This window comes from Pseudomonas sp. o96-267 (genome assembly GCF_003935465.1).
In the GTDB taxonomy this organism is placed as follows: Bacteria; Pseudomonadota; Gammaproteobacteria; order Pseudomonadales; family Pseudomonadaceae; genus Aquipseudomonas; species Aquipseudomonas sediminis.
In genome coordinates this window covers 54,906-81,336 of record NZ_RHQP01000011.1, presented here as the reverse complement: position 1 = coordinate 81,336, position 26,431 = coordinate 54,906, and the positions used below count along the sequence as shown (strand labels likewise).

The 26,431-nt window shown below is 63.3% G+C and carries 20 protein-coding genes; 11 read left to right on the top strand and 9 right to left on the bottom strand.

Translation table 11 applies throughout. The features are described 5' to 3' along the window. Positions 1-9 precede the first annotated feature (9 nt). Positions 10-555 carry a cytochrome b gene (locus EGJ86_RS09835; RefSeq protein ID WP_125834965.1) on the bottom strand — a complete coding sequence of 182 codons (546 nt, stop codon included), beginning with the start codon at positions 553-555 and terminating at the stop codon, positions 10-12. 258 nt (positions 556-813) lie between these two features. On the opposite strand from EGJ86_RS09835, the gene EGJ86_RS09830 reads away from it, so the two are divergent. The 3 genes from EGJ86_RS09830 to EGJ86_RS09820 all read left to right on the top strand — a co-directional run bounded on the left by EGJ86_RS09830 (position 814) and on the right by EGJ86_RS09820 (position 4,702). Beyond that, complete coding sequence (locus EGJ86_RS09830; protein ID WP_125834964.1) at positions 814-2,217, top strand: adenosylmethionine--8-amino-7-oxononanoate transaminase; 1,404 nt, start codon at positions 814-816, stop codon at positions 2,215-2,217. Between the two features lie 67 nt (positions 2,218-2,284). Beyond that, the gene (locus tag EGJ86_RS09825; RefSeq protein WP_125834963.1) at positions 2,285-3,010 is read left to right on the top strand and encodes a 16S rRNA (uracil(1498)-N(3))-methyltransferase; all 726 of its coding nucleotides are present in this window, start codon (positions 2,285-2,287) and stop codon (positions 3,008-3,010) included. A gap of 207 nt (positions 3,011-3,217) precedes the next feature. Then, positions 3,218-4,702, top strand: coding sequence for a sodium:alanine symporter family protein (locus tag EGJ86_RS09820; RefSeq protein ID WP_125834962.1), 1,485 nt, complete (start codon positions 3,218-3,220; stop codon positions 4,700-4,702). A 78-nt stretch (positions 4,703-4,780) separates the two neighbouring features. Here EGJ86_RS09820 and EGJ86_RS09815 read toward each other — a convergent pair whose 3' ends face one another. From EGJ86_RS09815 to pilG, 8 genes are all read right to left on the bottom strand, one after another. Continuing rightward, on the bottom strand, positions 4,781-5,251 hold the full coding sequence (locus EGJ86_RS09815) for a chemotaxis protein CheW (protein WP_099522889.1): 471 nt from the start codon (positions 5,249-5,251) through the stop codon (positions 4,781-4,783). Positions 5,252-5,261: 10 nt separating this feature from the next. Further along, on the bottom strand, positions 5,262-6,281 hold the full coding sequence (locus EGJ86_RS09810) for a chemotaxis protein CheB (RefSeq protein WP_125834961.1): 1,020 nt from the start codon (positions 6,279-6,281) through the stop codon (positions 5,262-5,264). Next, on the bottom strand, positions 6,278-13,513 hold the full coding sequence (locus EGJ86_RS09805; RefSeq protein WP_125834960.1) for an Hpt domain-containing protein: 7,236 nt from the start codon (positions 13,511-13,513) through the stop codon (positions 6,278-6,280). Before EGJ86_RS09805 ends, EGJ86_RS09810 begins: the two co-directional genes overlap by 4 nt. Before the next feature lie 25 nt (positions 13,514-13,538). Beyond that, on the bottom strand, positions 13,539-14,399 hold the full coding sequence (locus EGJ86_RS09800) for a protein-glutamate O-methyltransferase (RefSeq protein WP_099522980.1): 861 nt from the start codon (positions 14,397-14,399) through the stop codon (positions 13,539-13,541). Between the two features lie 60 nt (positions 14,400-14,459). Beyond that, positions 14,460-16,496, bottom strand: a complete 2,037-nt coding sequence (locus EGJ86_RS09795; RefSeq protein ID WP_125834959.1) for a methyl-accepting chemotaxis protein — start codon at positions 16,494-16,496, stop codon at positions 14,460-14,462. Between the two features lie 81 nt (positions 16,497-16,577). Further along, positions 16,578-17,114 carry a chemotaxis protein CheW gene (locus EGJ86_RS09790; RefSeq protein WP_099522893.1) on the bottom strand — a complete coding sequence of 179 codons (537 nt, stop codon included), beginning with the start codon at positions 17,112-17,114 and terminating at the stop codon, positions 16,578-16,580. 45 nt (positions 17,115-17,159) lie between these two features. After that, a complete protein-coding gene (gene pilH / locus EGJ86_RS09785) occupies positions 17,160-17,525 on the bottom strand; it encodes a twitching motility response regulator PilH (RefSeq protein WP_099522894.1) in 366 nt (121 codons plus the stop codon). A 46-nt stretch (positions 17,526-17,571) separates the two neighbouring features. Next, positions 17,572-17,979 carry a twitching motility response regulator PilG gene (pilG, locus tag EGJ86_RS09780; protein WP_017678433.1) on the bottom strand — a complete coding sequence of 136 codons (408 nt, stop codon included), beginning with the start codon at positions 17,977-17,979 and terminating at the stop codon, positions 17,572-17,574. A gap of 242 nt (positions 17,980-18,221) precedes the next feature. Between pilG and gshB the strand changes: the two genes are divergently transcribed. From gshB to EGJ86_RS09740, 8 genes are all read left to right on the top strand, one after another. Further along, positions 18,222-19,178, top strand: coding sequence for a glutathione synthase (gshB, locus tag EGJ86_RS09775; protein ID WP_125834958.1), 957 nt, complete (start codon positions 18,222-18,224; stop codon positions 19,176-19,178). Positions 19,179-19,266: 88 nt separating this feature from the next. Continuing rightward, a complete protein-coding gene (locus tag EGJ86_RS09770; protein ID WP_125834957.1) occupies positions 19,267-20,163 on the top strand; it encodes an energy transducer TonB in 897 nt (298 codons plus the stop codon). Positions 20,164-20,257: 94 nt separating this feature from the next. Continuing rightward, positions 20,258-20,827, top strand: a complete 570-nt coding sequence (locus EGJ86_RS09765) for a YqgE/AlgH family protein (RefSeq protein ID WP_125834956.1) — start codon at positions 20,258-20,260, stop codon at positions 20,825-20,827. Then, the gene (gene ruvX, locus EGJ86_RS09760; protein ID WP_125834955.1) at positions 20,824-21,261 is read left to right on the top strand and encodes a Holliday junction resolvase RuvX; all 438 of its coding nucleotides are present in this window, start codon (positions 20,824-20,826) and stop codon (positions 21,259-21,261) included. The genes EGJ86_RS09765 and ruvX overlap by 4 nt, the downstream gene beginning before the upstream one ends. A 30-nt stretch (positions 21,262-21,291) precedes the next feature. Then, entirely contained in the window at positions 21,292-21,795 is a 504-nt protein-coding gene (gene pyrR, locus EGJ86_RS09755) for a bifunctional pyr operon transcriptional regulator/uracil phosphoribosyltransferase PyrR (protein ID WP_106733638.1), read from the top strand. Between the two features lie 10 nt (positions 21,796-21,805). Beyond that, on the top strand, positions 21,806-22,813 hold the full coding sequence (locus EGJ86_RS09750) for an aspartate carbamoyltransferase catalytic subunit (RefSeq protein WP_011920651.1): 1,008 nt from the start codon (positions 21,806-21,808) through the stop codon (positions 22,811-22,813). Further along, positions 22,813-24,084, top strand: a complete 1,272-nt coding sequence (locus tag EGJ86_RS09745) for a dihydroorotase (protein ID WP_125834954.1) — start codon at positions 22,813-22,815, stop codon at positions 24,082-24,084. Before EGJ86_RS09750 ends, EGJ86_RS09745 begins: the two co-directional genes overlap by 1 nt. Before the next feature lie 304 nt (positions 24,085-24,388). Next, the gene (locus EGJ86_RS09740) at positions 24,389-26,296 is read left to right on the top strand and encodes a beta-ketoacyl synthase (RefSeq protein ID WP_125834953.1); all 1,908 of its coding nucleotides are present in this window, start codon (positions 24,389-24,391) and stop codon (positions 26,294-26,296) included. Positions 26,297-26,431 lie beyond the last annotated feature (135 nt).

Below are 26,431 nucleotides of genomic sequence, written 5' to 3'. Positions count from 1 at the left end.
TGAAGTGCTTCAGCGCCCGAACATCCGCAGCAGGGTGCTGTCGCGGTCGATGAAATGATGCTTGAGTGCGGCCAGACCATGCAGGCCAGCGAAAATCACCAGGCCCCAGGCCAGGTATTCGTGAATGGCTCCGGCAATGTCTTCCTGTTGCGCGATACCGGTCAGGGTGGCCGGCACACTGAACAGACCGAACACCTCGATGCCACGGCCATCGGCAGTGGAAATCAGGTAGCCGGAAATCATCACGCCAAACAGGCCGAAATAGAGCACGCCATGACCCAGTTTGGAGGCCAGACGAGTGAGCTGGCCGTGGCTGGCCAGAGCTACCGGCGCAGGGTTGAGCAGACGCCACAGCACGCGCAGCAGCATCACCGCGAACAGCAGGATACCGATGCTCTTGTGCAGGTCCGGCGCACTCTGGCGCCACGGGTCGTAGTAACTGAGCCCCACCATCCAGAAGCCAAGGGCGAACAGACCGAACACGACCAACGCCACCAGCCAGTGCAGCACGACGCTGACCAGACCATAACGAGCAGAGGTATTGCGCCATTGCATGGGGAGCTTCCCTAATTCAGTGTCGGAGCAAGACTAACGACAAATATATCGATTTAAAGCGGAAAATTTCGCTATGAAACATCGAGAAATGCGATACCTAATTTCAGCCACCATTGGCCGATCAGCTTAGTTGCACGCGCTCGTCGTAGAGTTCAGCCACAGCGGCGCGGACGGTGCATTGCAGCAGACCGACGGTAGCGTCCACGTCCTAGTGGTGGCTTCTGGTAGGCTGTGCCGCCGAACACTGGGAGATCGTTAATGAGCCTGAACCAACACTGGATGCAACGCGACCTCGACGTGTTGTGGCACCCCTGCACCCAGATGAAGGATCACCAGCGCCTGCCGCTGGTGGCCATTCGCAAGGCCTCTGGCGTATGGCTCGAAGACTTCGACGGCAAACGCTACCTGGATGCCGTCAGCTCTTGGTGGGTCAATGTCTTCGGCCACGCCAACCCGCGTATCAACGCGCGAATCCGCGAGCAGTTGGAAAACCTCGAACACGTGATGCTCGCCGGCTTTACCCATCAACCGGTCATCGAGCTGTCCGAGCGCCTGGTGCAGATCACCCCGGCAGGCCTGAACAAGGTGTTCTACGCCGACAATGGATCCTCGGGCATCGAAGTGGCACTGAAGATGAGCTTCCACTACTGGCTCAACAACGGCCGACCGGAGAAGAAGCGCTTCGTCACCCTGAGCAACAGCTATCACGGTGAAACCGTGGCGGCGATGTCGGTGGGTGACGTGTCGCTGTTCACCGACACCTACAAGCCGCTGCTGCTCGACACCCTAAAAGTGCCTAGCCCGGATTGCTACCTGCGCCCCGAGGGCGTGAGCTGGGAAGAACATTCGCGCGTCATGTTCGCCCACATGGAGCAGACACTGGCCGAGCATCACCACGAAGTCGCCGCGGTAATCGTCGAGCCGCTGATCCAGGGCGCCGGCGGCATGCGCATGTACCACCCGATCTACCTCAGGCTCTTGCGCGAGGCCTGCGACCGCTACGGCGTGCACCTGATCCACGACGAAATCGCCGTCGGTTTCGGCCGTACCGGCACGATGTTCGCCTGCGAGCAGGCTGGCATCACCCCGGATTTCCTGGTGCTTTCCAAGGCGCTGACCGGCGGCTACCTGCCGATGGCAGCGGTACTGACCACCGATGAGGTCTATGGCGCCTTCTATGACGACTACGCCACCCTGCGCGCCTTCCTGCACTCGCACACCTACACCGGTAACCCGCTGGCCTGCGCCGCCGCCCTGGCGACGCTGGATATCTTCCGCGATGACGACGTGATCGAACGCAACAAGGCCCTGACGGCGCGCATGGCCAGCGCCACCGCGCACCTGGCCGACCATCCGCATGTCGCCGAAGTGCGCCAGACCGGCATGGCCCTGGCTATCGAGATGGTGCAGGACAAGGCCAGCAAGGCAGCCTACCCCTGGCAGGAGCGGCGAGGCCTGCGCGTGTACCAGCACGCACTGGAGCGCGGCGCGCTGCTGCGCCCACTGGGCAGTGTGGTGTATTTCCTGCCGCCCTACGTGATCACGCCCGAAGAGATCGATTTCCTCGCCGAGGTGGCCAGCGAGGGCATCGATATCGCCACCCGAGAGTCCGTCAGCGTGGCAGTGGACAACCGTTACCCCGATCATCGCGATCCGGGCTGACTCAGGAGCGGTGCGCACCGCGCACCCTACAGCTAGAATTCGCGCCTCTGCTCAAGGTTGATACGTCATGCGCCTGTCCCGCTTCTTTATCGATGCCCCGCTCTCCCTCGGCCAACACGACCTGCCCGAAGCGCAGGCCCATTACATCGGCCGTGTGCTGCGCCATGCGGTGGGTGATGCCGTGCAGCTGTTCGACGGCAGCGGCCAGGAATACCTCGGTGAGCTGATCGAGGTGGGCAAGAAGAGTGTGCGTGTCGAGCTGCGCGAGTCTATCGCCGGGCTGAGCGAATCGCCGCTGCGCATCCATCTGGGGCAGGGCCTGTCGCGCGGCGAGCGCATGGACTGGGCGATCCAGAAAGCTACTGAGCTGGGCGCCAGCGAAATCACCCCGATCGTCTCCGCGCGCTGCGAGGTACGCCTGAAAGACGAACGCGCCGACAAGCGCATGGCGCATTGGCGTCAGGTGGCGATCAGCGCCTGCGAGCAGTGTGGCCGCTCGGTGTTGCCGGTGATCAACCCGCCGCTGGAGCTGGACACCTGGCTGCAGCAGATCGAAGCCGATCTGAAGCTGGTGCTGCACCCAGTTGCAGCCCCCCTGCAAAGCCACGACAAACCCAATAGCCTGGCCTTTCTCATCGGTCCTGAAGGCGGTTTGAGCGATGCCGAAGTCGACCAGGCCAAGGCCGCAGGCTTCCATGCAGCGCGCCTGGGCCCACGCGTTCTGCGCACGGAAACGGCCCCCGTGGTGGCCTTGAGCGTCGCCCAACAGCTCTGGGGCGACCTGCAGGCGTAAAATGTCGCCTGAGCGTAACAAAATGTGATTTCAAGAGATTGCAAGATCGACAGTCTTTGTCATGCTCTGCGCGCCGCATGCGCGACCCGCTCACCAGCAATTCCCGCGCGGCCGAGGCCGGCGCCCCGCAGCGTCGTTCCTCTTCCAATAACAAATCAACGGGCTTCGGCCCCGCCCAAAAGGCGGCCGCATGCCCAGGAGCATTGCATGAACGAACTGGTCTCGACCCTTAACGGTCTGGTCTGGAGCCCGGCGCTGATCTATCTATGTCTTGGCGTTGGTCTCTACTTCTCCCTGCGCGGCCGCTTCCTCCAGGTTCGCCATTTCAAAGAAATGATTCGCCTGATGTTCACCGGCAAGACCGATGAACACGGCATCACTTCCTTCCAGGCGCTGACCATGACCCTCGCCGGTCGTGTCGGTACCGGTAACATCGCTGGTGTGGCCACCGCGATCACCTTCGGTGGTCCGGGCGCCGTTTTCTGGATGTGGATGGTGGCCTTCCTCGGCGCCAGCTCGGCCTTCGTCGAGTCGACCCTCGGCCAGGTGTACAAGGAAAAGCTCAACGGTGAATACCGCGGCGGCCCTGCTTTCTACATCGAGCGCGGCCTGGGTCTGAAATGGTACGCCTGGCTGTTCGCCATCGTTACCGTATTCGCCTGCGGCCTGCTGCTGCCGGGCGTACAGGCCAACTCCATCGCCTCCAGTGCGCAAACCGCCTTCGGTATCGACCCGAACGTCACCGCGGCAGCCCTGGCAGTACTGATCGGCCTGATCATTTTCGGCGGCGTCAAGCGTATCGCCCACTTCACCCAAGTAGTCGTGCCGTTCATGGCGCTGGGCTACATCCTGGTGGCGTTGGTGATCATCCTGCTGAACATCAGCCAACTGCCGGACGTCATCGCACTGATCTTCAAGAGCGCCTTCGGCCTCGAAGCTGGTTTCGGCGCCATCGTCGGCATGGCCATTCAGTGGGGCGTGAAACGCGGCGTGTATTCCAACGAAGCAGGCCAAGGCACCGGCCCGCATGCCTCGTCGGCCGCAGCGGTCAGCCACCCGGCCAAACAGGGCCTGGTTCAGGGCTTCTCGGTTTACATCGACACCCTGTTCGTCTGCTCCGCAACCGCGTTCATGTTGCTGATCACCGGCCAGTACAACGTTCAGGCTCCTGATGGTAGCGCGCTGTTCACCGGTATCGCTGGCGTAGCCGCAGGCCCGGGTTACGTGCAGACCGCGATGGAGAACATGATGCCCGGCTTCGGTAACGCCTTCGTTGCCATCGCCCTGTTCTTCTTCGCCTTCACCACTATCCTGGCGTACTACTACATCGCCGAAACCAACATTGCCTACATCAACCGCAAGGTGAAGCGCCCCATCCTCACCCTGCTGCTGAAATTCGGCATCATCGCGGCCACCGTGTACGGCACCGTGCATACCGCTACGTTCGCCTGGGATCTGGGTGACCTCGGTGTGGGCCTGATGGCCTGGCTGAACATCATCGCCATCCTGCTCATGCACAAGGTCGCTTATAAGTGCCTGAAGGATTACGAGCAGCAGTTGGACGAGGGCAAAGACCCGGTCTTCCACCCCGAGAAGCTTGGCATCACCAATGCCGACTACTGGGATCAGGCTCCGTCTAAAGACGACAACCTGACTGCAGAGAAGTCCGAAGCGCAGCAACCACAGCGCTGATCACCTCAAGGCAGTAACGAAAAAGCCCCGGCCAGTGCCGGGGCTTTTTCATGGGCGATGCGCTCGCGCTGGGTTATTTCAGATGAGGCCAGCATCGGCGAGCAGTTGCTCCAGTGCCGCCAGATCAGGAATCCGCACCACGTCGTCACCGACGCGCGCAGCCCCAAGCTCCAGCGGCGCCAGCTCGACATCCGCCGCCGCCAGGTCGCTGCCGACCTTCAGCGAGCGCGGAATACCCTGCACCAGCAAGGCGATGAACTTGACCTTGGGACGACCGCCCAGGGCATTGATCACCGCAACGCGAGCGCCACTGGCAACCTGTGCCTGGCCACCACTGGCGGCCTCGAAGGAGAGCAGCGGCAGGCGCAGGTCACGCCAGGCGATCTGGCCGAGAAACCAGTCGGGAGTACCTTCGGTCGTCTGCGGCGCGCGATAGGGAATCAGTTCCGCCACCGCCACGTTGGGCAGCAGCAAAGTGCGGTCGGCCAGCGGCACCAGCAAGCCGGTGAGGCTGGCGGCGCTGTTCTGGGTGGCGACGGCTTGGCTCATTGAAACGTCCTCAACTGCAATGTTCGGCGAGGTGATTGACCAGGGCCACGGCCAACTCACGCGGGTCGGCACTAAAACTGCTGTAGCCGCCCTCGCGCAGGCTGTCGGGCATGCTCGGGCTGGCGCAACTGTCGGCGCGCTGGGTCCAGATCAAGCCACCCTGGCGTTTGACGTAAGCGGCAGCGGCACTGCCATCGCTGCCCATGCCGCTGAACGCGATCACACCGCACAGGCCGCCGAATTGCTGCGCCAGATTGAGCATCATCTGATCGATGGAAGGGCTGTAGGGCTCAGGCCAACCGCGTTCGGTAATCTGCATCGCACCGTCTTCGGCAAAGCCCAGCTCGTTGCTGATCGGCACCACCACCACTTCACCGCACCGCACCGGATCACCATGACGTGCCGAGTTGACGTGCCACTGGCTATGTCGACCCACCGCCTGCGGCAGGGCCGCCTCGAAACTGGCATCGATGTGCTGGGCGTAGATGAAGCCGATGGGCAAGCCACCCGGCAGGGCGTCTAGAAATGCCTTGACCGCTGCCGGGCCGCCCAACGAGGCTGCCAGCAACCAGACCTGGCGTGCCGGCTCGCCAGCTTTAAGCGGCGTATTGGCCAATGCTTGCGGCAGCTCCAGACGCGCTGGACGCTGCGCTTCATCGAGCAGTGCCTGCAGGCTGGGCCCGACCGCCTGAGTCGGATCACCGACCAGGCGCTTGAGTTTGCCGAACAGGCTGCGCTCCCAGCGTGGATAGTTCTCCGAGTGACGCTCGGGCGCATGCCCCTCGCCGAACAGCACGGGGGCACTGGCACGCTCGAGCAGGCTGTCGACCAGCGGCGAATCTTCCGACTGAGCCAGGTCCACTAACCACAGGTCGGTTTCGCAGGCTGCCAGTTGCTCCTCGTCGAGCCGCGCCGGGTCGCTGTTGAGCACTACCTGATAACCGCCACCGGCCAATGCCTGCTGCAACACATGGCGCTGCAACGAGGTGTCGGCGATTACTGCAATGCGCGCGGAGGTTTTGTCTGTCATGTCCGTTTGACCCGATGGCTATCCACCAACTGAGCGATGGTCTCGAGCAGCAAGGACTCCTGATAGGGCTTGCCGAGGTATTGGTTGACGCCGATGGACATGGCCCGCTCGCGGTGCTTCTCGCCGGTACGCGAGGTGATCATGATGATCGGCAGGTCCTTCAGGCGCTCGTCGTGGCGCACCAGCGTGGCCACCTCGAAGCCATCCATGCGCGGCATTTCGATGTCCAGCAGCATGATGTCAGGCTTGTGTTCCTGGAGCTGAGCAATAGCGTCGACCCCGTCCTTGGCGGTGACCACGTTCATGCCATTACGCTCGAGTAAACGGCTGGTGACCTTGCGCACGGTGACCGAGTCGTCGACCACCATGACCAGCGTCGGACGGTCGATCTCCACCTCTTCGCTGGCCGAAGCCTGACGCGAAGCCAGGCGCGGCGTCAGCTGATTCTGCAGATGCGCATGCAGCACACGAATGGTCGCCAGCAGATCGAGAATCACCACCACGCGGCCGTCACCGAGGATGGTCGCACCGGAGATCCCGTGCACCCCGGCGAACTGCGGGCCGAGGCTCTTCACCACGATCTCGCGCGAACCGGCCAGGCTGTCTACCTGCACCGCCACGGCGTGCTCGCTGGAACGCACCAGAATCACCGGCAGCGGCAGGCTCTGACCCACCAGTTTGGGATGCTGGCCATTGTTCAGCAGATCGCCCAGGTACTTCAGCTCGTAGGCCTGCCCGGCGTATTCGAAGCGCGGCGCGTCAGGCGCGTAATAGGCCTCCAGCTCGAACGGCGACACCCGCACGATACCTTCGATGGTGTTCAGCGGGATGGCGTAGAGGTCTTCGCCGGAGTACACCATCAGTGCACGGTTGACCGACACGGTGAATGGCAGGCGAATGGTGAAGCGCGTGCCCTGGCCCAGCGTCGAGTCGATGCTCATCGCACCGCCGAGCTGCTTGACCTCCGAGTGCACCACGTCCATGCCGACACCACGGCCGGAAATCTGCGTGACCTTCTCGGCAGTGGAGAAACCCGCCTCAAGAATGAACTGCAGGATTTCGTGATCGCTCAGGTCGCTGTCGGCGTCCATCAGCCCACGCTCGATGGCCTTGCGCCGCACGGCTTCCAGGCGAATACCACCGCCGTCATCGTCCAGGGTAAGAACGATATCGCCGCCCTCACGACCGAGATTGAGGCGGATGGTGCCGGTCTCCGACTTGCCAGCAGCGCGACGTACATCGCTCAGCTCGATGCCGTGATCGACGGCGTTACGTAGCATGTGTTCCAGCGGCGCGACGATGCGCTCGAGCACCGTGCGGTCCATTTCCCCTTCGGCGTTGCCGACGACGAACTCCACCTGCTTGCCCAGTTCGCCCGCAACCTGGCGCACGATGCGGCGCAGACGCGGCACCAGGCGGTCGAACGGCACCATGCGGGTGCGCATCAGACCTTCCTGCAGCTCGGTATTGACCCGCGCCTGTTGCAGCAGCAGGGTCTCGGCGTCGCGGTTCTTCGCCGCCAGGGTTTCCTTCAGATCGAGCAAGTCGGAGGCCGATTCGAACAGCGCGCGCGAGAGCTGCTGCAGTTGCGAGTGGCGGTCCATCTCCAGCGGGTCGAAATCTTCATAACCGGCGCGCTCGGCCTCGGCCTGGTAGCGGCTGAGAATTTGCGCCTGGGTCTCGGTATCGAGACGGCGCAGCTGGTCACGTACGCGGTCGATGGTCGCTTCCATCTCGCTCAGAGTGAAACCGACATCGCTCACCTGCTGCTCGACACGTCCGCGGAAGATCGATGTCTCACCGGCCAGGTTGACCAGGCCTTCGAGCAGCTCGGCTGGCACCTTGACCAGCTCCTGTGGCGCACGGCGGGACGCTGCCTCCAGTGCGGCCTCCTGCGCACGCTGCACGAACGGCAGCACCTTCGGCGCCTGCAACTGGCTTGGCATGTCACTGGCAGCAACGATCGGGTTGAGCAGATTGCTCACAGGCGCTGCCGCTGGCTCGGCATCGGCGTCGGCCGCCACCGGCTCATCACCGAGACTGGCGCTAAGACGCTGGCGCAGCACGTCGAGCTCATTCTGCAGCCCTTCGAAACCGGACTGCACGTCGAGCAACAGGCTCTCCGGCCAGGGGGCGCCCTGCAGCAGAGCCTCGCTAAGATGTTGTTCCAGGTCGTGGCTCAGATCGCCAAGGCGTTTCTGCCCAGCCAGACGCGCACCACCCTTGAGGGTGTGCAGCGTGCGCAGCATTTCGTCGATGGCGCTGACATCATCGCGCTGTTCTTCCCAGCGCCCGATCGACACCTCCATCGCCTCGAGCAGGTCGTCGCCTTCTTCGAGGAAGATATCGAGGATGTCGCTGTCAGCCTCCTCGGCTTCGTCGCTCTCGACCACCGCCCTGAGCTGTACCGCCGACGGCATGCTCAGTTGCTCGTCAGGGTTGGCACGAAAGCGTTTGATCGTCTCGATCAGGGCATGGCCCTGCGGCACTGCCCGCTTATCTCGCACGGCTTCGAGCATCTCGGCCAGGCGGTCGTGACAGGCCTGCAACAGCGTGAACAGCTCCTGGCTAGCCCTCAGGCGACCACCGCCGAGACCTTCGTACAGGAATTCCAGCTCGTGGGCCAAATCACCGATTTCACGAATTTCAGCCATGCGCGCACCACCCTTGAGGGTGTGCAGGTCACGCTGCAGGGCTTCCAGCTCCAGACTGTTGTCGACATCGCCCATCCAGCGCTGCAGCGCGGCGCCGGCGCTGTCGATGATGTCGAAACCTTCCTCGAGGAAGATTTCGACCAGTTCAGGATCACGCTCTTCATGCCAGTTGGCCAGCGTCGTACCTTGCGGCTCGGGCTCGGCAACAGGCATTTCGTCTTCGGGTATTACCAGCTCGACTTCGTCGATCAGCGGCAACACTGCCTCTGGCTCTGCCTGTGGCGCTTCGTCGAGCACGATTTCGTCTTCGACCAGCGCCAAGGGCGGCAGCTCGAAGCTATCCGGTTCGACCACCTCGATCGGCTCGACGAGTTCGTCGTCCAGCTCCGGCTCAACCTGGGCGACGGCCGCCGACAGGCTCTGCGGCGTACCACCCTGGCGGAATTGACGAATGGCCTGAATCAGGTCGTCACCAGAGACCAACGGCAGTCGGGCCTGCAACTGATCGAGCATCTGCGCCAGGCGATCATGGCTTTGCTGCAGCAGATTGCCCAGTGCCGGCGAATGGCTGTAACGGCGGTCGACCAAGCCCTCGTAGAGCGACTCCAGTTCGTGGCCAAGATCACCGATCGGGCGAATCGCGGCCATGCGCGCACCACCCTTGAGGGTGTGCAGGTCGCGCTGCAGCGAGGACAGCGGCATGGTGTTGTCCGGCTCACTGAGCCAGCGCTCCAGCGCCTGACCAGCGCTGTCGAGAATATCCACAGCCTCTTCGAGGAAGATCTCGACCATTTCCTCATCGAGATCGGCGTCGACAGGGCTGAAGCCCAGCTCGGCCTCGGACTGCGACTCCAGACCAGTGTCTTCGGCGACTTCCGGTTCGGCGGGTGCCTCTTGCCACAGCACCGGCTCAGCCTCGGCTTCTTGTTTCAGCTCGGCAGTGGCCTGGTCCAACTCGATGACTTCCAGCCCTTCGACGCCAGGCGTCAGCAAGGCCAAGGTATGCGGATCGATGGCTTCGCTCAGCAGATCACGTAGCGCCTGCACCCGCTCGGGTTGCGGGGTGACCTGCAAGGCCGCAGCGACCTGATCCATCATCCCGATCAGCGCTTCGTGGGCCTTCTCCGCCTCGTCGAAGAAGCGCTCGCTGACCGCCAGGCTGCCTTCTTCGACGGCGCCATAAAGATCCAGCAGGGCTTCGCAGAGCTCGTCGATCTGCGGCAGCTCGGCCATTTCGGCGCCACGGCCGAGGGTCGTCAGCTCCTCCAGCAGCGCAGACAGCTCCTGGCGCTCGGACGGATGCTCGCGCCATTTGCGCAGCAGGTCCTCGGCGTCCAGCAAGATGTCCATGCCTTCGGCGAGGAAGATGCTGATCATCTGCGGGTCGCGACTTTCGCCGCTCTGCGCCATGCGCTCGTCTTCGGCGCTGGCGAGACGCTCCTGATGCAACGCCTGGACGCGAGCAAGAAGTGCCTCTGCGCCAGGAATGGGTGCCAGAGGCTGGGTCTCGAGATTGTCGAGACCGATACGGAACACACCCTCGGCGCTGCTCAACAGCTCGGCAGCCGCCAGATCAACCTGGATCAGGTTGGTCTTGAACTCCTTGACCAGCTTCTCCAGCGGCGCCGCGATTTCTGCCACAGGCAGGATGCCGGCCATATAGGCGCTACCCTTGAGGGTGTGCAGCGCACGCTGCAGGTCATCGGTGACTGGCTGCGGCATTTCCTGCGCGCAGTCGGCAAGAAAGCCCACCAGGGTATCCAGATGGGTTTCCGCCTCGTTGCGGAAAATTTCCAGCAACTGCGGGTCGAGGGGCTCACCATCGAGCGGTTGGTCGTTGGCCGACTCGTCCAGCTCGACGACCTCGGTAGCGTCGTCAACGCCCACGGGCTCGGCTACCTGCTGGGTGGCCGGGGCGTTAGATTTTGGGGGCGTCAGCCCCTTGGCCAAAGCATGCGCGGTGGCCGCCAGCAGATCGACATCGTCGCGCTGACGCTGCGCCTTGGCGGCAAACTCGTCGACCAGCGCCGGCATCAGGGCCACGACATCGAGTACCACCTGCTGCACAGGCGCGTTCGGCTCGATGCTGCGGTCCAGCACGCGGTTGAGCAGGTTCTCGATAGACCAGCCCAGCTCACCGATGATCAGCGCGCGAACCATGCGCCCGCTGCCCTTGAGCGTGTGGAAGGCGCGGCGCACTTCGATCAGCGCGTCCTTGTTGTCGGTATCGGCCTGCCACTGCGGCAGGTACTCACCGATGGTTTCCAGCACTTCGCCGACTTCTTCGATGAAGACTTCCAGCAGCTCTTCGTCCACCGGCTCTTCGTCGGCAGGCGGCGGCAGCAGGCTCGGCGGCACGTCGGCAGCAGGCGGGTTGATCGCCTGTACCGGAGCGGCCATGACATCGGCCATCGACAGCGGCTTCTCCGCTGCCGGTTCATCCGGCAGTTCCTGCACCTGCGGTGCGCTGGGCAGCTCGACTTCCGGTAGCTCCAGATCGGCCAGTTCCAGCTCATCCCACTGCGCCGGCTCGGCCAGTTGATCCAGGCTCAGCTCTTCGAGCTCAAGCTCCGGCTCAACGTCAAGCAGCGGTGCGGCAACAGTCTCTTCGTCCTGCTGGGCGGGTAGTTCTTCAAGCTCGTCCAGCTCGAAGGTAAAGCTGTCGGCAGTCTCACGGGCGCCCGACTGCTCGGGCTCAGCGTCCAGCAGTTGCAGATCCGCAGCCTCATCGCTGGACGACTCGACTACATCGAAGGTCAGCGCATCGCTCTCGGTCAGGGGCTCTTCGAGTTGTTCGTCTTCGGCACCCAGCAGCTCGATTTCCTGCAGCGGGTCAGCCAGCGGTGCCAGGCTTTCTTCCTGCGGCTCGACACGGTCGAGGATCGACGGTTTTTCCTTAAGCGGATAACCCAGGGTTTCCAGGCTTTCCTCGGCAACGTCGAGAATCAGATCGCCCTGCGTGCCATGGTCCTCGGACAGCCGCTCGAGGTAGTACTCGACGCTGGTGATGGCATCGGCCAGAGTGTCCAGGCTCTGCCAGTTGGGAACGGCCTTGCGCGCCAGCAGCTGTTCCTGAATGTAGCGATTGCAGGCATTGAGCAGGTCGGCAGCGCGCTGCAGCGGAATCATCGCCAGGCCGCCACGGACCTGGGTCAGCAGCTCGGGCACACGGGCCAGGTGCTCGTGGTTCCACTGCGAGGCGATGAACTCGATGATCGCGTCCTTGGCCTGCTCCAGGCCATTGCGCGCTTCCTTGATGACAAGCTGGTGGATCTGCGCCACGTCGGTGGTCGGCAGATGGCTCTGTTCGTTCGGGCCGTCATCGCTCGGGCCGACCATGCCGGCCAGCGTCGCCTCGACATAGAGCAGCGCGCCAGCGACGTCCATCAGCACTGCATCGTTGGGCTCGCGCTGACCGAGAGACAGGCCATGGATGACGTCGATCTGATCGAGAATGACCTTGCGCGGCTGACCGAAGCCAAGCACCGCGAGGGTATCGGCGATCTGCTTGAGCGGTGCAAGCAGGGCGTCCAGCTCACCGGGCTGGCTACGATCACTGCGCACGAACAGATCGAGGCTGTCCTTGACCCGCACCAGTTCCTCGCACAGCGCGGCGACCACCGAACGCATGGCGTCACGGTCTGGCCCGGCCAGGCGAGCACGTTCCTCGTCCACCACCTCATTGTCAGGCAGTGCTTCGTCGAGGCGATACTGCTCCTTCAGCGCACGAATGCGTGGGGACTGTGCCGGCGCCTTGGCGACGTAGAACAGCAGGTTCTTGGTCAGCTCATCGGGCGCAGACTGGTTGATGCCATCGGCGCCCTGTTCGACCAGGCGCTTGAGCTCCTTATCGACCTGACGCAGCAGGGTACGCACCGACGTGCCGTTGACCACGCTGCCGTTGGCCAGACCTTCGACCATGCCGGAAGCGATCTGCCACAGGCCGCCCAGCGGAGCGTCCTTGCACAGTGTTTCCAGGCGCGCGAAGACGCGCGCCATATAACCCAGATTGGTCGCCAGCTCCTGATTGCGGATCACGCCGACCAGGGCCATTTGCAGCATCTGCCGCAGTTTGCGCAACAGCACGGGAAGCTCGGCGGTACGCAGGCGCGCCAGGCTGTCGGATGGCAGCGCTGGCAGGCGCGCGGACATGTCCGGGGAAAACAGGCTGGTTTCCGACAGCAGCTTCTCGCCACGGGCGGCACGCAGGTCGTTGAGCAGAGGCAGCACGACCATGGGCAGGTCGCGGCGAGCGGTCTGGATACGGTCGAGGTACACCGGCAATTGCAGGATGGCCTGCATCAGCACTTCCAGGGCTTCGCCCTGATTGGCTACGCGACCTTCCATCAACGCCTTGGCCAACTGCTCCATTTCTTCGGCGAGCAACGCGGCGCCGTAGAATTCGACCATCTGCAAGGTGCCGTGAACCTGGTGCACGTAGGTCAGGCAGAAGCGCATGCGCGTAGGGTCCTGCGGGTTCTCGACGAACGCCTCCAGGGCTTGCCGCGCCTGCTTCAGGGTTTCCCCGATCTCGCCTTTGACCCACTCCAGGGCGACATAATCATGCCGATCACCCATAGCCACTCCACTCATAAACTTGGCCTTATCCCTTGCGGGTAAACGCCAGAACTCGCTCGTCGGCCACCGGCACCAGTTGCGGGTGCTGCCAACCGGCTACTTCGCCCACGCCCACGACCAGCAGGCCACCCGGCGCCAGGCTTTCGGCCAGGCGATTGAGGATGTCGCGGCGACGCCAGCGGCGGAAATAGATCAGCAAGTTCTGACAGAAAATCACATCCATGCCGGACATCGGCGCCTTGGCCAGTTCCAGCACATTGAGCTTGGCGCAGCACACGCGCGCAGCCAGGCTCGGTACTACCTTGAAGCGTCCATCGGCCTGTGCGAGAAAGTAGCGCTCGCGCAGCTCGTCACTCACCTGCTCCAGGCGTCGCACCGAATAACACGCCTCGCGTGCCTTGCTCAGTGCGCCCTGACTGATATCCGTGCCGGTTACCGCGAAGTGCTCGGGCAACTCGCTGCCTTGAAGCGCATCCGCGGCCTGAATCGCCAGCGAGTAAGGCTCTTCACCACTGGAGCAACCCACGCTCCAGAACTCCCAGGGTTTGCCCAGGCCCGCCGCCAGACGCTCCTGCAGGTACTGCGAGAGCACCTCGAAGGACGGCGGGTGGCGGAAGAAGCGGGTTTCCTGCACGGTCAGACGATCCAGCAGGGTCGACCACTCCACCGCGCCACGCGGGCCATCGGTGACCTGGCGGTAATAGCTGGCGTAATCCGTGACGCCCAGTTCGCGCATGCGCGCACTCAGGTTGGTCTGCAGAAAGGCGCGCCGCTGCTCGCTGATCACCACACCGGTACGCGCTTCGAGCAACGTCTGCCAGTCGTGAAAATCGGCTTGCGACATATCGGCCACCGGGCGCAATGCCCAAACGCCCGCTGACTGCATACCTTCGCCCTGAGTCATGGCTATGTAGCGAAGGCTGCCGCCAGCCTCCGCACTCCTTTATCAGGCGTCTGGCAGGGTGAAACCGGACACCGACTTGCGCATCTCACTGGCCATCTTGGCCAGGTTACCAATGCTCTTCGCGGTGGCGGTGGTACCCGAGGACGTCTGCGAGGTGATCTCCTGGATCACGTTCATGGTGTTGGAAATGTGGCCGGCCGAAGAGGCCTGCTGACGCGCAGCGTTGGAAATGTTCTGGATGAGGGCCGCGAGGGTCTTCGATACCTTCTCGATCTCTTCCAGCGCCACCCCGGCGTCCTGCGCCAGGCGGGCACCGCGCACCACTTCGGAAGTTGTCTGCTCCATGGAGATAACGGCTTCGTTGGTGTCGGTCTGAATGGTTTTTACCAGCGCCTCGATCTGCTTGGTCGCCGCCGAGGAACGTTCTGCGAGGCGTTGTACCTCGTCCGCTACCACGGCGAAGCCGCGGCCTGCATCACCGGCCATGGAGGCCTGGATCGCGGCGTTCAGTGCGAGGATGTTGGTCTGGTCGGCAATGTCGTTAATCAGGCTAACGATGTCACCAATCTCCTGGGACGATTCACCGAGGCGCTTGATCCGCTTCGAAGTGTCCTGGATCTGCTCACGGATGTTATCCATGCCGGTGATGGTGTTGTGTACGACTTCGTTACCCTTGTTGGCGATGGCTACGGAACGTTCCGCTACCGCGGAGGATTCCGAGGCGTTCGCCGATACCTGGTCAATCGACACGGCCATTTCGTTGATCGCCGCAGAGGCGCCGGCAATTTCCTGCGCCTGGTGCTCGGAAGCTTCCGCCAGGTGCATCGCCGTGGCCTGGGTTTCCTGGGCAGCACCGGCTACCTGAACGGCGGTCAGGTTGATCGTGGCTACCAGGTCGCGCAGCTGGTCGATGGAGTAGTTGATGGAGTCGGCGATGGCACCGGTGAAGTCTTCGGTTACCGTCGCGGCCACGGTCAAGTCACCGTCTGCGAGGTCGGCGATTTCGTCGAGCAGACGCAGAATCGCGGCCTGGTTACGCTCGTTCTTCTCGGCGGTCTCGGCCAGACGACGGTTGGTTTCGCGCACCATCACCAGACCGATGAGGATGATCGAACCCAGCGCCAGGCCGCCCAGCACGTAGCCGAACAGGGTGTTGATGGCGCGGCCCGAGGCCAGGTTCTCAAAGCCGACGGCGAGTTCGGAGGCCTTGTCCAGCAGGGTCTGCGACACGGTGAAGATCGAGTTCGCCGATTCACGTACCTGGAACAGTTCCGGCGAGGTTTCGAGAATCTCGTCCACGGAGCCGGATACGAATTCGAACAGCTCGGAAATCTCGGCCAGACGTTCGAGGGCTTCCTCGTCGGTCACCTGGCTGATTTCCATCGCCGCGTTGCCTTCGAGCATTGCAGCCAGTACACGGCCGAACAGGCTGGCGTCACGACCGAACATGTCGGCGGCCTGTACCGAGTCTTCGTCACCAGCCAGTACCTTGTTCACCGAGCCGAGAATACGCTCGGCCAACAGCGACTGGCGTTGGGCTACAGAAACCTGGGCAGCCGGTGCACCGCTTTCCAGCAGGATGTCGACCACTTCCTCGTACTCGACCTGCAACTGCGGGATGGTTTCCGCCAGGGTGGCGGCTACCTGGTGCAGGGACAGTACGGTCTGTTCACTGGCCAGAATGGCGTCGGTATTCTGCCGCAGGCTATCCCAGTCCTGCTGCACCGCAGCCATCTGCGCCTGCACCGACGCGGGCGCCGACGGCAAGCCACTGCTGGCATCACCATCGGTCAGATACCCCCAGCGCTGCTGGAAGTCGTTGCGCGCGTCACGCAACAGGCCGAACGCTTCGGCTTTACCTGCCGCAGCTTCCGTGGCGTTCTTGGCGATACGCTGGGACAGTACGCGCAGCTCACCGGAGTGGCTGATGTACTCGGTATCGTAGTTGGACTGGGTGTTGATGTAGGCGAAGTTCGCGAACAACAGCACGATGGAAACGATCAGCACGACGAATAGCGTCGCGATCAGCGTGCTACTGCGCGCCCCGACCAACAAATTACCTGCATTGAATTTTTTCATTTTCTGGCCCCCGCCTGGACCGACCGCACTACGGTTCCCATGTAACGCCAAAGGGCCGGAAGAACCGACCCAACCGAAAATCTACTGAAAGGACACATCGAGAAAGCCAGGATCGGCCGTCAGCGCATGAGGGCTGAACACCAACCAGGGCTGTTCTCGTTGAAAGACACCGTGGATAAACGGCGCAATGCTCGCCTCGAGAGGCGGCAGTTGTTCTGAAAATGCATCCACGGGGAAGTGCTGCATACCGAAAACTTCATCGACCGTCAGGCCAGCGAAGATTTCCTGATAGTCGACCACCAGAATTCGCCGCAACTTGCGCAGCGGCGACAACTCATTACCGAAGAACCCGCACAGGTCCATGATCGGCAGCAGGCGGCCACGCACGTTGGCCACCCCTTTGACCCAGCCTTTGACACCCGGCAGCAGGGTGTAGCGCGGCTCATGCAGTACCTCACCCACCTCCCCCATCGGCGCGACGAAGAATCGCTCACCCATGCGAAAGCCGATACCGCTCCAGGTCTGTACCGCCGCTTGCTGCGACGGCAGGCCGGCCGCCAGGGCTCGGCAACGCTGGTCGATCTCGAGGAGAATCTGGAAAGGAGTCTGCACGGACATGCCAGCCTTGGCCTTCTTTTTATTTAGTACGCGAGCAGCACGGCATCAGCCGGCCAGCACCGCATTGAGAGTCTTCAGCAAGGTATCTTCATCGATCGGCTTGGTCAGGTAGTCCTTCGCGCCCTGGCGCTTGCCCCAGACCTTGTCGGTCTCCTGATCCTTGGTGGTAACGATGACCACCGGGATGTGGCTGGTCTCGGCGTCCTTGGTCAACTGACGGGTCGCCTGAAAACCGTTGAGGCCGGGCATGACGATGTCCATCAGCACCGCATCGGGTTTTTCCTGGCGAGCCAGAGCTACGCCATCGGCGCCATTTTCCGCTTTGAGTACCTGATGCCCATGCTTTTCCAACATGGCGGTCAGCTTGTACATCTCGGTCGGTGAGTCATCAACAATCAGAATTCGAGCCATGGTGTTTCCCAATACAGAAGTGGCGTACGGCGGTCAGGCCGGAACGTCAGGAGGCTTGTTCCACTGGGGTGAAGTCAGGCACGTGGGCTTTGATAGCACCGAGCAGCTCTTCCTTGCTGAAAGGCTTGGTCAGGTACTGGTCGGAGCCGACGATACGCCCCTTGGCCTTGTCGAACAGGCCGTCCTTGGAGGACAGCATGATCACTGGCGTGGACTTGAAAGCACTGTTGTTCTTGATCAGGGCACAGGTCTGATACCCATCGAGACGCGGCATCATGATGTCAACAAAGATGATGCTGGGATGCGTGTCGGCAATCTTGGCCAGGGCATCGAAGCCATCGACCGCAGTGATGACATCACAACCCACTTTTTTCAGCAGAGTTTCAGCGGTGCGACGAATCGTTTTCGAATCGTCGATCACCATCACTTTCAAACCCTCGGTATGCTGTTCCATGTTTGCCCTACCATCGCCTCGGTGAGTCGTTATATTCGCGTTATCAGTATGCCTGAGGCCCAGTCTTCGATGGGTCTTGACCCAATCGTCGGGCCTTTTTAGCACACTCTCCAGATGCAATCTATAAGGCTTCCCGGGCAGCTCCGCCCTTGACCACGCGTCCCGGCCGGCGCCACCCTGAGAGCCGTCATTCGGCTCGGTCAGCCCGGCCTTCACCCTCATCTCACGGAGTTTATCCCCCCATGAGCCTTCGTCTCGGGATCGTCATGGATCCTATTGCCAGCATCTCCTTCAAGAAAGACAGCTCGCTGGCCATGTTGCTGGCCGCTCAAGCACGCGGCTGGTCGCTGTTCTACATGGAGCAGCAGGATCTCTATCAGGTTCGCGGTCAGGCTCGCGCCCGCCTGCGCTCTCTGGAAGTATTCAACGATCCGCAGCGCTGGTTCACTCTTGGTACGGAACAGGACACGCCGCTCGCCGAACTGGACGTGATCCTGATGCGCAAGGACCCGCCCTTCGATAACGAGTTCGTCTACTCCACCTACCTGCTCGAGCAGGCCGAGCGCGACGGCGTACTAGTGGTCAATCGGCCGCAGAGTCTGCGCGACTGCAATGAAAAGTTCTTCGCCACCCAGTTTCCTCAATACACACCTGCGACTCTGGTAAGCCGGCGCCCCGACATTGTGCGCCAGTTTGCCGATGAGCACCGTGACATCATTCTCAAACCCCTTGATGGCATGGGCGGATCGCAGATATTTCGCCACCGTGAGGGCGACCCGAATCTCTCGGTGATTCTGGAAACCCTGACCCTGCACGGCCACCAGCAGATCATGGCGCAGGCCTACCTGCCGGCGATCAAGGACGGCGACAAACGCATCCTGATGATAGACGGGGAACCGGTACCCTACTGCCTGGCACGTATTCCGGCTGCCGGAGAGACCCGCGGCAACCTGGCGGCAGGTGGCCGTGGCGAGGCACGCCCACTGACCGAACGTGATCGTGAGATCGCCGCCGCAGTCGGCCCGACCTTGCGCGAAAAAGGCCTGATCTTCGTTGGGCTCGACGTGATCGGTGACCATCTGACAGAAATCAATGTCACCAGCCCGACCTGTATCCGCGAGATCGATGCGGCATTCGGCACTCGCATCGGCGAACAACTGATGGACTGCATTGCACGCAAGCGCGGGTTAAACGCTTGACGCAGGTGGCCGCCGGGCGCCTGCAACTTGCCGGCGCCTACTGCTACCCGGCAGACTGCGCGACATTCGAAAGCAGACCCGATACGCGATGAACGCAGCAGCCTCCCCACCGACCGCTTCCTCCGCCAACGCCCGACCGGCGGACCGCCTGGGATTCACCCTGTTTCTCGCGGCAGCACTGCACGCGGCACTGATCCTCGGCGTCGGCTTCACCCTGGAGTCGCCGCCGGAAATCAGCAAGACGCTGGAAATTACGCTCTCCACCTTCAAGAGCGAAGAAAAGCCCAAAGAAGCGGATTTCCTGGCGCAGGACAACCAGCAAGGCAGCGGCACGCTGGAACATGCAGTTGCCCCCAAGACCACCGAACAAGCGCCCTTCCAGGACAGCGAGGTGCGCAAGGTCACACCGCCCGCCACCCCGCAACAGCCCGCCACCAAACAGGAAGCACCCAAGGCCGCGGTCGCTACACGTGCACCACAGCAGCAGAAAACTCCGGTCAAACGCGAAGAAACCAAGCCGGTGCCTCAAACCCAGCCTGCGCCAGTGTTCGACTCCGCTCAGTTGTCCGCCGAGATCGCCAGCCTGGAGGCGGAGCTTGCCCAGGAGGTTCAGCAGTACGCCAAACGCCCGAAGATCCACCGCCTCAATGCTGCCTCGACCATGCGTGACAAGGGCGCCTGGTACAAGGACGAATGGCGCAAGAAGGTCGAGCGCATCGGCAACCTGAATTATCCCGACGATGCTCGTCGCCAACGCATCTACGGTAGCCTGCGCCTGCTGGTGTCGATCAACCGTGACGGCTCGCTGTACGAGGTCCAGGTGCTGGAATCGTCCGGCCAGGCCATGCTCGACCAGGCCGCGCAGCGCATCGTGCGCCTGGCCGCGCCCTATGCGCCCTTCACCGGCGACCTGGCTGATATCGACCGCCTGGAGATCATCCGCACCTGGCGCTTCGAGCGCGGCGACCGCCTGTCGAGCAACTAGCCAGAGCCGCGACAAGCCTCAATACGGAGAACCGCGACGGAGGTTCTTCTGCTGATGCTTGTCGCTTGCAGCTTGCGGCTTCAAACTAGCCGACATGAAGAGTTCAGCCCCTACCTCGCTCAAGCACCACTTCCTGATCGCCATGCCGCACATGGACGATCCGAATTTCGCGCAGACCGTCACCTACCTGGTCGAACACAACGAGCAGGGCGCGATGGGCCTGGTGATCAACAAGCCCAATGGCCTCAACCTGGCCGATGTGCTGGAGCAATTACGCCCCGATGAGGAGCCCGCGGCGCTGTGCCACAGCCTGCCGATCTTCGCCGGCGGCCCGGTACAGACTGACCGCGGCTTCGTCCTGCATCCAGCTGGCCCGCAGTTCCAGGCGACCCTGGACCTGGGCGAACTGGGGCTTTCGACCTCGCAGGATGTGCTGTTCGCCATCGCCGACGGCAGCGGCCCGGATCGCTACCTGATCACCCTCGGCTACGCCGGCTGGGATGCCGGGCAACTGGAGGCCGAACTGGCTGACAACGCCTGGCTGACCTGCCCCGCCGACAGCAACATTCTCTTCGACCTGCCGTTCGACCAACGCCTGAATGCCGCAGCTGCGCGCCTGGGGGTCAACCTCAGCCTGCTGACCTCACAGGTCGGGCACGCCTGATGAGCGACAAGCCACTGCGCCTGCTGCTGGGCTTCGACTATGGCACCAAGCAGATCGGCGTCGCCGTCGGCCAGGTAATCACCGGCCAGGCCCGCGAACTGTGTGTGCTCAAGGCGCAGAACGGCGTGCCGGACTGGAGCCGCGTCGAAGCACTGATCAAGGAGTGGCAGCCGGACGCCGTGGTGGTCGGCCTGCCACTTAACATGGATGGCACGTCCAGCGAGATGAGCGCCCGCGCCGAGAAATTCGCCCGCCGCCTCAACGGCCGCTTCAACCTGCCGGCCTACACCCACGACGAACGCCTGACCACCTTCGAGGCCAAGGGCCAGCGTCTGCGCGAAGGCCAGAGTGGCGGCTATCGCGAGCGCCCCGTCGACGCCATTGCCGCAGCTCTGCTCCTTCAGGGCTGGCTAGAGGAAAACTGTCCGGGCTGAGCGACTCGGCCCGCATCAAGGAGTTTCGCCATGCTACCCAACCCCAACGACCTGCTGCCGGCCATGGCCAGCGCCCTGACCCAGCATCTGAATCGGCGCCAGATCAGCGAACCGCGTTTTATCGGCATCCGCACTGGCGGTGTCTGGGTCGCCCAGGCCCTGCAGCAGGCCCTGAATCGTGACGACGCGCTGGGCGTGCTCGACGTGTCCTTCTACCGCGACGACTTCACCCAGAACGGTCTGCATCCACAGGTGCAACCGTCCGAGCTGCCGTTCGAGATCGAAGGCCAGCACCTGGTACTGATCGACGACGTATTGATGAGCGGCCGCACCATCCGCGCCGCACTGAACGAACTGTTCGATTATGGCCGCCCGGCCAGTGTGACCCTGGTCAGCCTGCTCGACCTCGATGCCCGCGAGTTGCCGATTCGCCCCGACGTGGTCGGTGCCACCCTGTCGCTGGCAGCCAACGAGCGGGTAAAATTGTCCGGCCCCACGCCGCTGACCCTCGAACTCCAGACGCTCGCCAACTGAGACCCCCGCGATGACGCCACTCGCCGCCAAGCGCCCGCTGCAGCTGAACGACCAAGGTCAGCTGCGTCACTTCCTCTCACTCGACGGTTTGCCCCGCGAGCTGTTGACCGAAATCCTCGACACCGCCGACTCCTTCCTCGAAGTCGGCGCGCGGGCAGTGAAGAAAGTCCCGCTGCTGCGCGGCAAGACCGTGTGCAACGTGTTCTTCGAGAACTCCACGCGCACCCGCACCACCTTCGAGCTGGCCGCCCAGCGCCTGTCGGCCGACGTCATCAGCCTCAACGTCTCGACCAGTTCCACCAGCAAGGGCGAGACGCTGTTCGACACCCTGCGCAACCTCGAAGCCATGGCCGCCGACATCTTCGTCGTGCGCCATGCCGACTCCGGCGCTGCGCACTTCATCGCCGAGCACGTGTGCCCGAACCTGGCGATCATCAACGGTGGCGACGGCCGCCATGCCCACCCGACCCAGGGCATGCTCGACATGCTCACCATTCGCCGCCACAAAGGCGACTTCGAGAATCTCTCGGTGGCCATCGTCGGCGACATTCTGCATTCGCGGGTGGCACGCTCGAACATGCTGGCGCTGAAGACCCTGGGCTGCCCGGACATCCGCGTGATCGCGCCGAAGACTCTGCTGCCCATCGGCCTGGAGGAAAGCTACGGCGTACGCGTGTTCAGCGACGCCAACGAAGGCCTCAAGGACGTCGACGTGGTAATCATGCTGCGCCTGCAGCGCGAGCGTATGCAGGGCGGCCTGCTGCCCAGCGAGGGCGAGTTCTATCGTCTGTTCGGCCTGACCGAGCAGCGCCTCAAGCTGGCCAAGCCGGATGCCTTGGTGATGCACCCGGGGCCGATCAACCGCGGCGTCGAAATCGAGTCGGCAGTGGCCGACGGCCCGCAGTCGGTGATCCTCAACCAGGTCACCTACGGCATCGCCATCCGCATGGCCGTGCTGTCGATGGCCATGAGCGGGCAGAACGCCCAACGTCAACTCAACGCCGAGGAGGCCAACTGATGCGTACCGCAATCCTCGGCGCCCGCGTGATCGATCCAGCCAGCGGACTGGATCAGGTCACCGACCTCTATATAGAAGGCGGCAAGCTGGTCGCCACTGGTCAAGCGCCGGCTGGCTTCGTTGCCGACAACAGTCTCGACGCCCAAGGCCTGATCGCAGCGCCCGGCCTGGTCGACCTGTCGGTGGCCCTGCGTGAGCCTGGCTATAGCCGCAAGGGCAGCATCGCCACGGAAACCCTGGCAGCAGCGGCCGGCGGCGTCACCAGCCTGTGCTGCCCACCGTTCACCAAACCAGTGCTGGACACCTCGGCGGTGGCCGAGCTGATCCTCGACCGCGCCCGCGAAGCCGGGCACACCAAGGTCTATCCCATCGGCGCGCTGAGCAAGGGCCTGGCTGGCGAGCAGCTCGCCGAACTGGTCGCCCTGCGTGACGCCGGCTGCGTGGCCTTCGGCAATGGCCTGGACAACTTCCGCAGCAGCCGCACCCTGCGCCGCGCGCTGGAATATGCAGCCACCTTCGACCTGCAGGTGATCTTCCACTCGCAGGATGCCGATCTGGCCGAAGGCGGCCTGGCTCACGAAGGCCCGACCGCCAGCTTCCTCGGCCTGGCCGGCATCCCGGAAACCGCCGAAACCGTGGCCCTGGCTCGCGACCTGCTGCTGGTGGAACAGAGCGGCGTGCGCGCGCACTTCAGCCAGATCACCAGCGCCCGTGGGGCCGAGCTGATCGCCGCTGCCCAAGCCCGCGGCCTGCCGGTGACCGCCGACGTGGCGCTGTACCAGCTGATCCTCACCGACGAAGCATTGATCGACTTCTCCAGCCTCTATCACGTGCAGCCGCCGCTGCGCTCGCGCACCGACCGCGACGGTCTGCGCGAAGCGGTGAAAGCCGGGGTGATCTCTGCCATCTCCAGCCACCACCAGCCGCACGAGCGCGATGCCAAGCTGGCGCCCTTCGCCGCCACCGAGCCGGGCATCAGCAGCGTACAGTTGCTGCTGCCACTGGCCCTGAGCCTGGTGCAGGACGGCCTGCTGGATCTGCCGACGCTGCTGGCGCGACTGACCAACGGCCCCGCCGCCGCGCTGCGCCTGCCAGCCGGCAGCCTGAACGTCGGCGGCGCCGCCGATATCGTGCTGTTCGATGCGCAGGCCTCGACCATCGCCGGCGAGCAGTGGTACTCCAAGGGCAGCAACTGCCCGTTCATCGGCCATTGCCTGCCTGGCGCGGTGCGCTACACACTGGTCGACGGACACATCAGCTACCAGGGTTGAACCGATACGAGCCCGCCACCCGGCGGGCTCGCCAGCTCCGTAGGGTGTCGCGGGGTCGCCCAGGCCGCAGGCACCAACCGCTGAAGGCCGCGGTGCGCACGGCGCACCCTACGTCCAGGCGACCTTCCCATCCGCGACACGCCCCGCTCTTGCCACGACATTGGACGAAGTAGTGACTCGACGGTCATGATCCACGTCAGGTTAGGCAGCCGAAATTTTCCAAATGCCACCGCCCTATGACCCCGCTCGCGCCCGAAGGCGCCGGCCTGGCGTCGCGCTGGCCTTGTTCAGGAGCTTTTGATTTATGTCGCGCTTACCTGTGATCGTGGGTTTTGGGGGTTACAACGCAGCCGGGCGCAGCTCCTTCCACCACGGCTTCCGTCGCACCGTGCAGGAGTCGCTGGAACCCCAGGCGCGCCAGGAAACCCTGGCCGGATTGGCGCAAATGATGAAACTGGTGCGCGTGGTCGATGGCCAGTACCAGGATCAGGACGGCCAGGCGCTGAGCCTCGCCGACATCGAAAGCCGCTACGCCAAGGAGATCCTCGCCGGCACCCTGGTGCGCCGTCTCGAGAAGCAGCACCTGGACCCGGACGCCGCCCACTGGCAGAAAAGCATCAGCCTCGCCCCCGTCAATGGCGCCAACCTGAGCTTCATCACCCAGCGCAAGCAACTGCCCGAGCCGCTGCCGGCCAACTGGTCGGTCGAAGAGCTCGAAGGCAACGAAGTACGCGTAACCCTGCATGACAGTTGCGAATTCAAGATCGACAGCTATCGCCCGCTGGCAGTGAAATCCGCCGGCCAGTTGCCCACCGGCTTCGAGCCGAGCGAGCTGTACAACGCCCGTTTTCACCCCCGCGGCCTGGCCATGACCGTAGTCGGCGTCACCGACGCCCTGCGCTCGGTGGGCATCGACTGGCAGCGCATCGTCCAGCACGTCGCCCCGGACGAGATCGCCGTATTCGCCAGCTGCATCATGAGCCAGCTCGACGAGAACGGTTTCGGCGGCATGATGCAGTCGCGTCTCAAAGGTGGTCGCGTCACGGCCAAGCAACTGGCCCTGGGCCTGAACACCATGCCGGCGGACTTCATCAACGCCTATGTGCTCGGTAGCGTCGGCACCACCGGCAGCATCACCGGTGCCTGCGCCACCTTCCTCTACAACCTGCAGAAGGGCATCGAGCAGATCGCCTCAAGCAAGGCGCGCGTGGTCATCGTCGGCAGCAGCGAGGCGCCGATCAACCAGGAATGCATCGAGGGCTACGGCGCCATGGGCGCACTGGCCACCGAGGAAGGCCTGCGCCAGATCGAAGGCAAGAGCGAGGTGGACTTCCGCCGCGCCAGCCGCCCGTTCGGCGACAACTGCGGCTTCACCCTGGCCGAAGCCTGCCAGTTCGTGGTGCTGATGGACGATGAGCTGGCCCTGGAGCTGGGCGCCGACATCCACGGCGCGGTGCCGGACGTGTTCATCAACGCCGATGGCTTCAAGAAATCCATTTCCGCCCCCGGCCCGGGCAACTACCTGACCGTGGCCAAGGCCGTGGCCAGCGCCGTGCAACTGCTCGGCCTCGATGCCGTGCGCAACCGCAGCTTCGTCCACGCCCATGGCTCCAGCACACCGGCCAACCGCGTCACCGAGTCGGAAATCCTCGACCGCGTCGCGGCGGCCTTCGGCATCGAGCAATGGCCGGTGACCGCAGTGAAGGCCTTCGTCGGCCACTCCCTGGCCACCGCCAGCGGCGACCAGGTTATCGGCGCCCTCGGCGCCTTCAAGTACGGCATCGTGCCGGGCTTGAAGACCATCGACGCAGTCGCTGGCGACGTGCACCAGGATCATCTAAGCCTGTCCACCGAAGACCGCAAGGTGGGTGAGCAGGCGCTGGACGTGGCCTTCATCAACTCCAAGGGCTTCGGCGGCAACAACGCCAGCGCCCTGGTGCTGGCCCCACACGTGACCGAGCGCATGCTGCGTAAGCGTCATGGCCAGGTCGCTTTCGAGGCCTACCTGGCGCGCCGTGAAGGCACACGCGCCGCCGCTGCCGCGTACGACCAACTTGCCCTGCTGGGCAAGCTGGACATCATCTACAACTTCGGCAACGACATGATCGACGACCAGGCGATCTCCATCACCACCGAAGAAGTGAAGGTGCCTGGCTTCGACCAGCCGCTGGTGTTCAGGAAGGACGCGCGTTACAGCGATATGCTCGATTGAGCGAAGCAGCAACGACGCACAAACCGTAGGAGCGAGCTCTGCTCGCGAAGCTTCTGGATCGCCGGGGTTCGCGAGCAGAGCTCGCTCCTACAGGTAACTTGCCAAGGCTAAAGACCGCGCGCCCGCTCGATCATC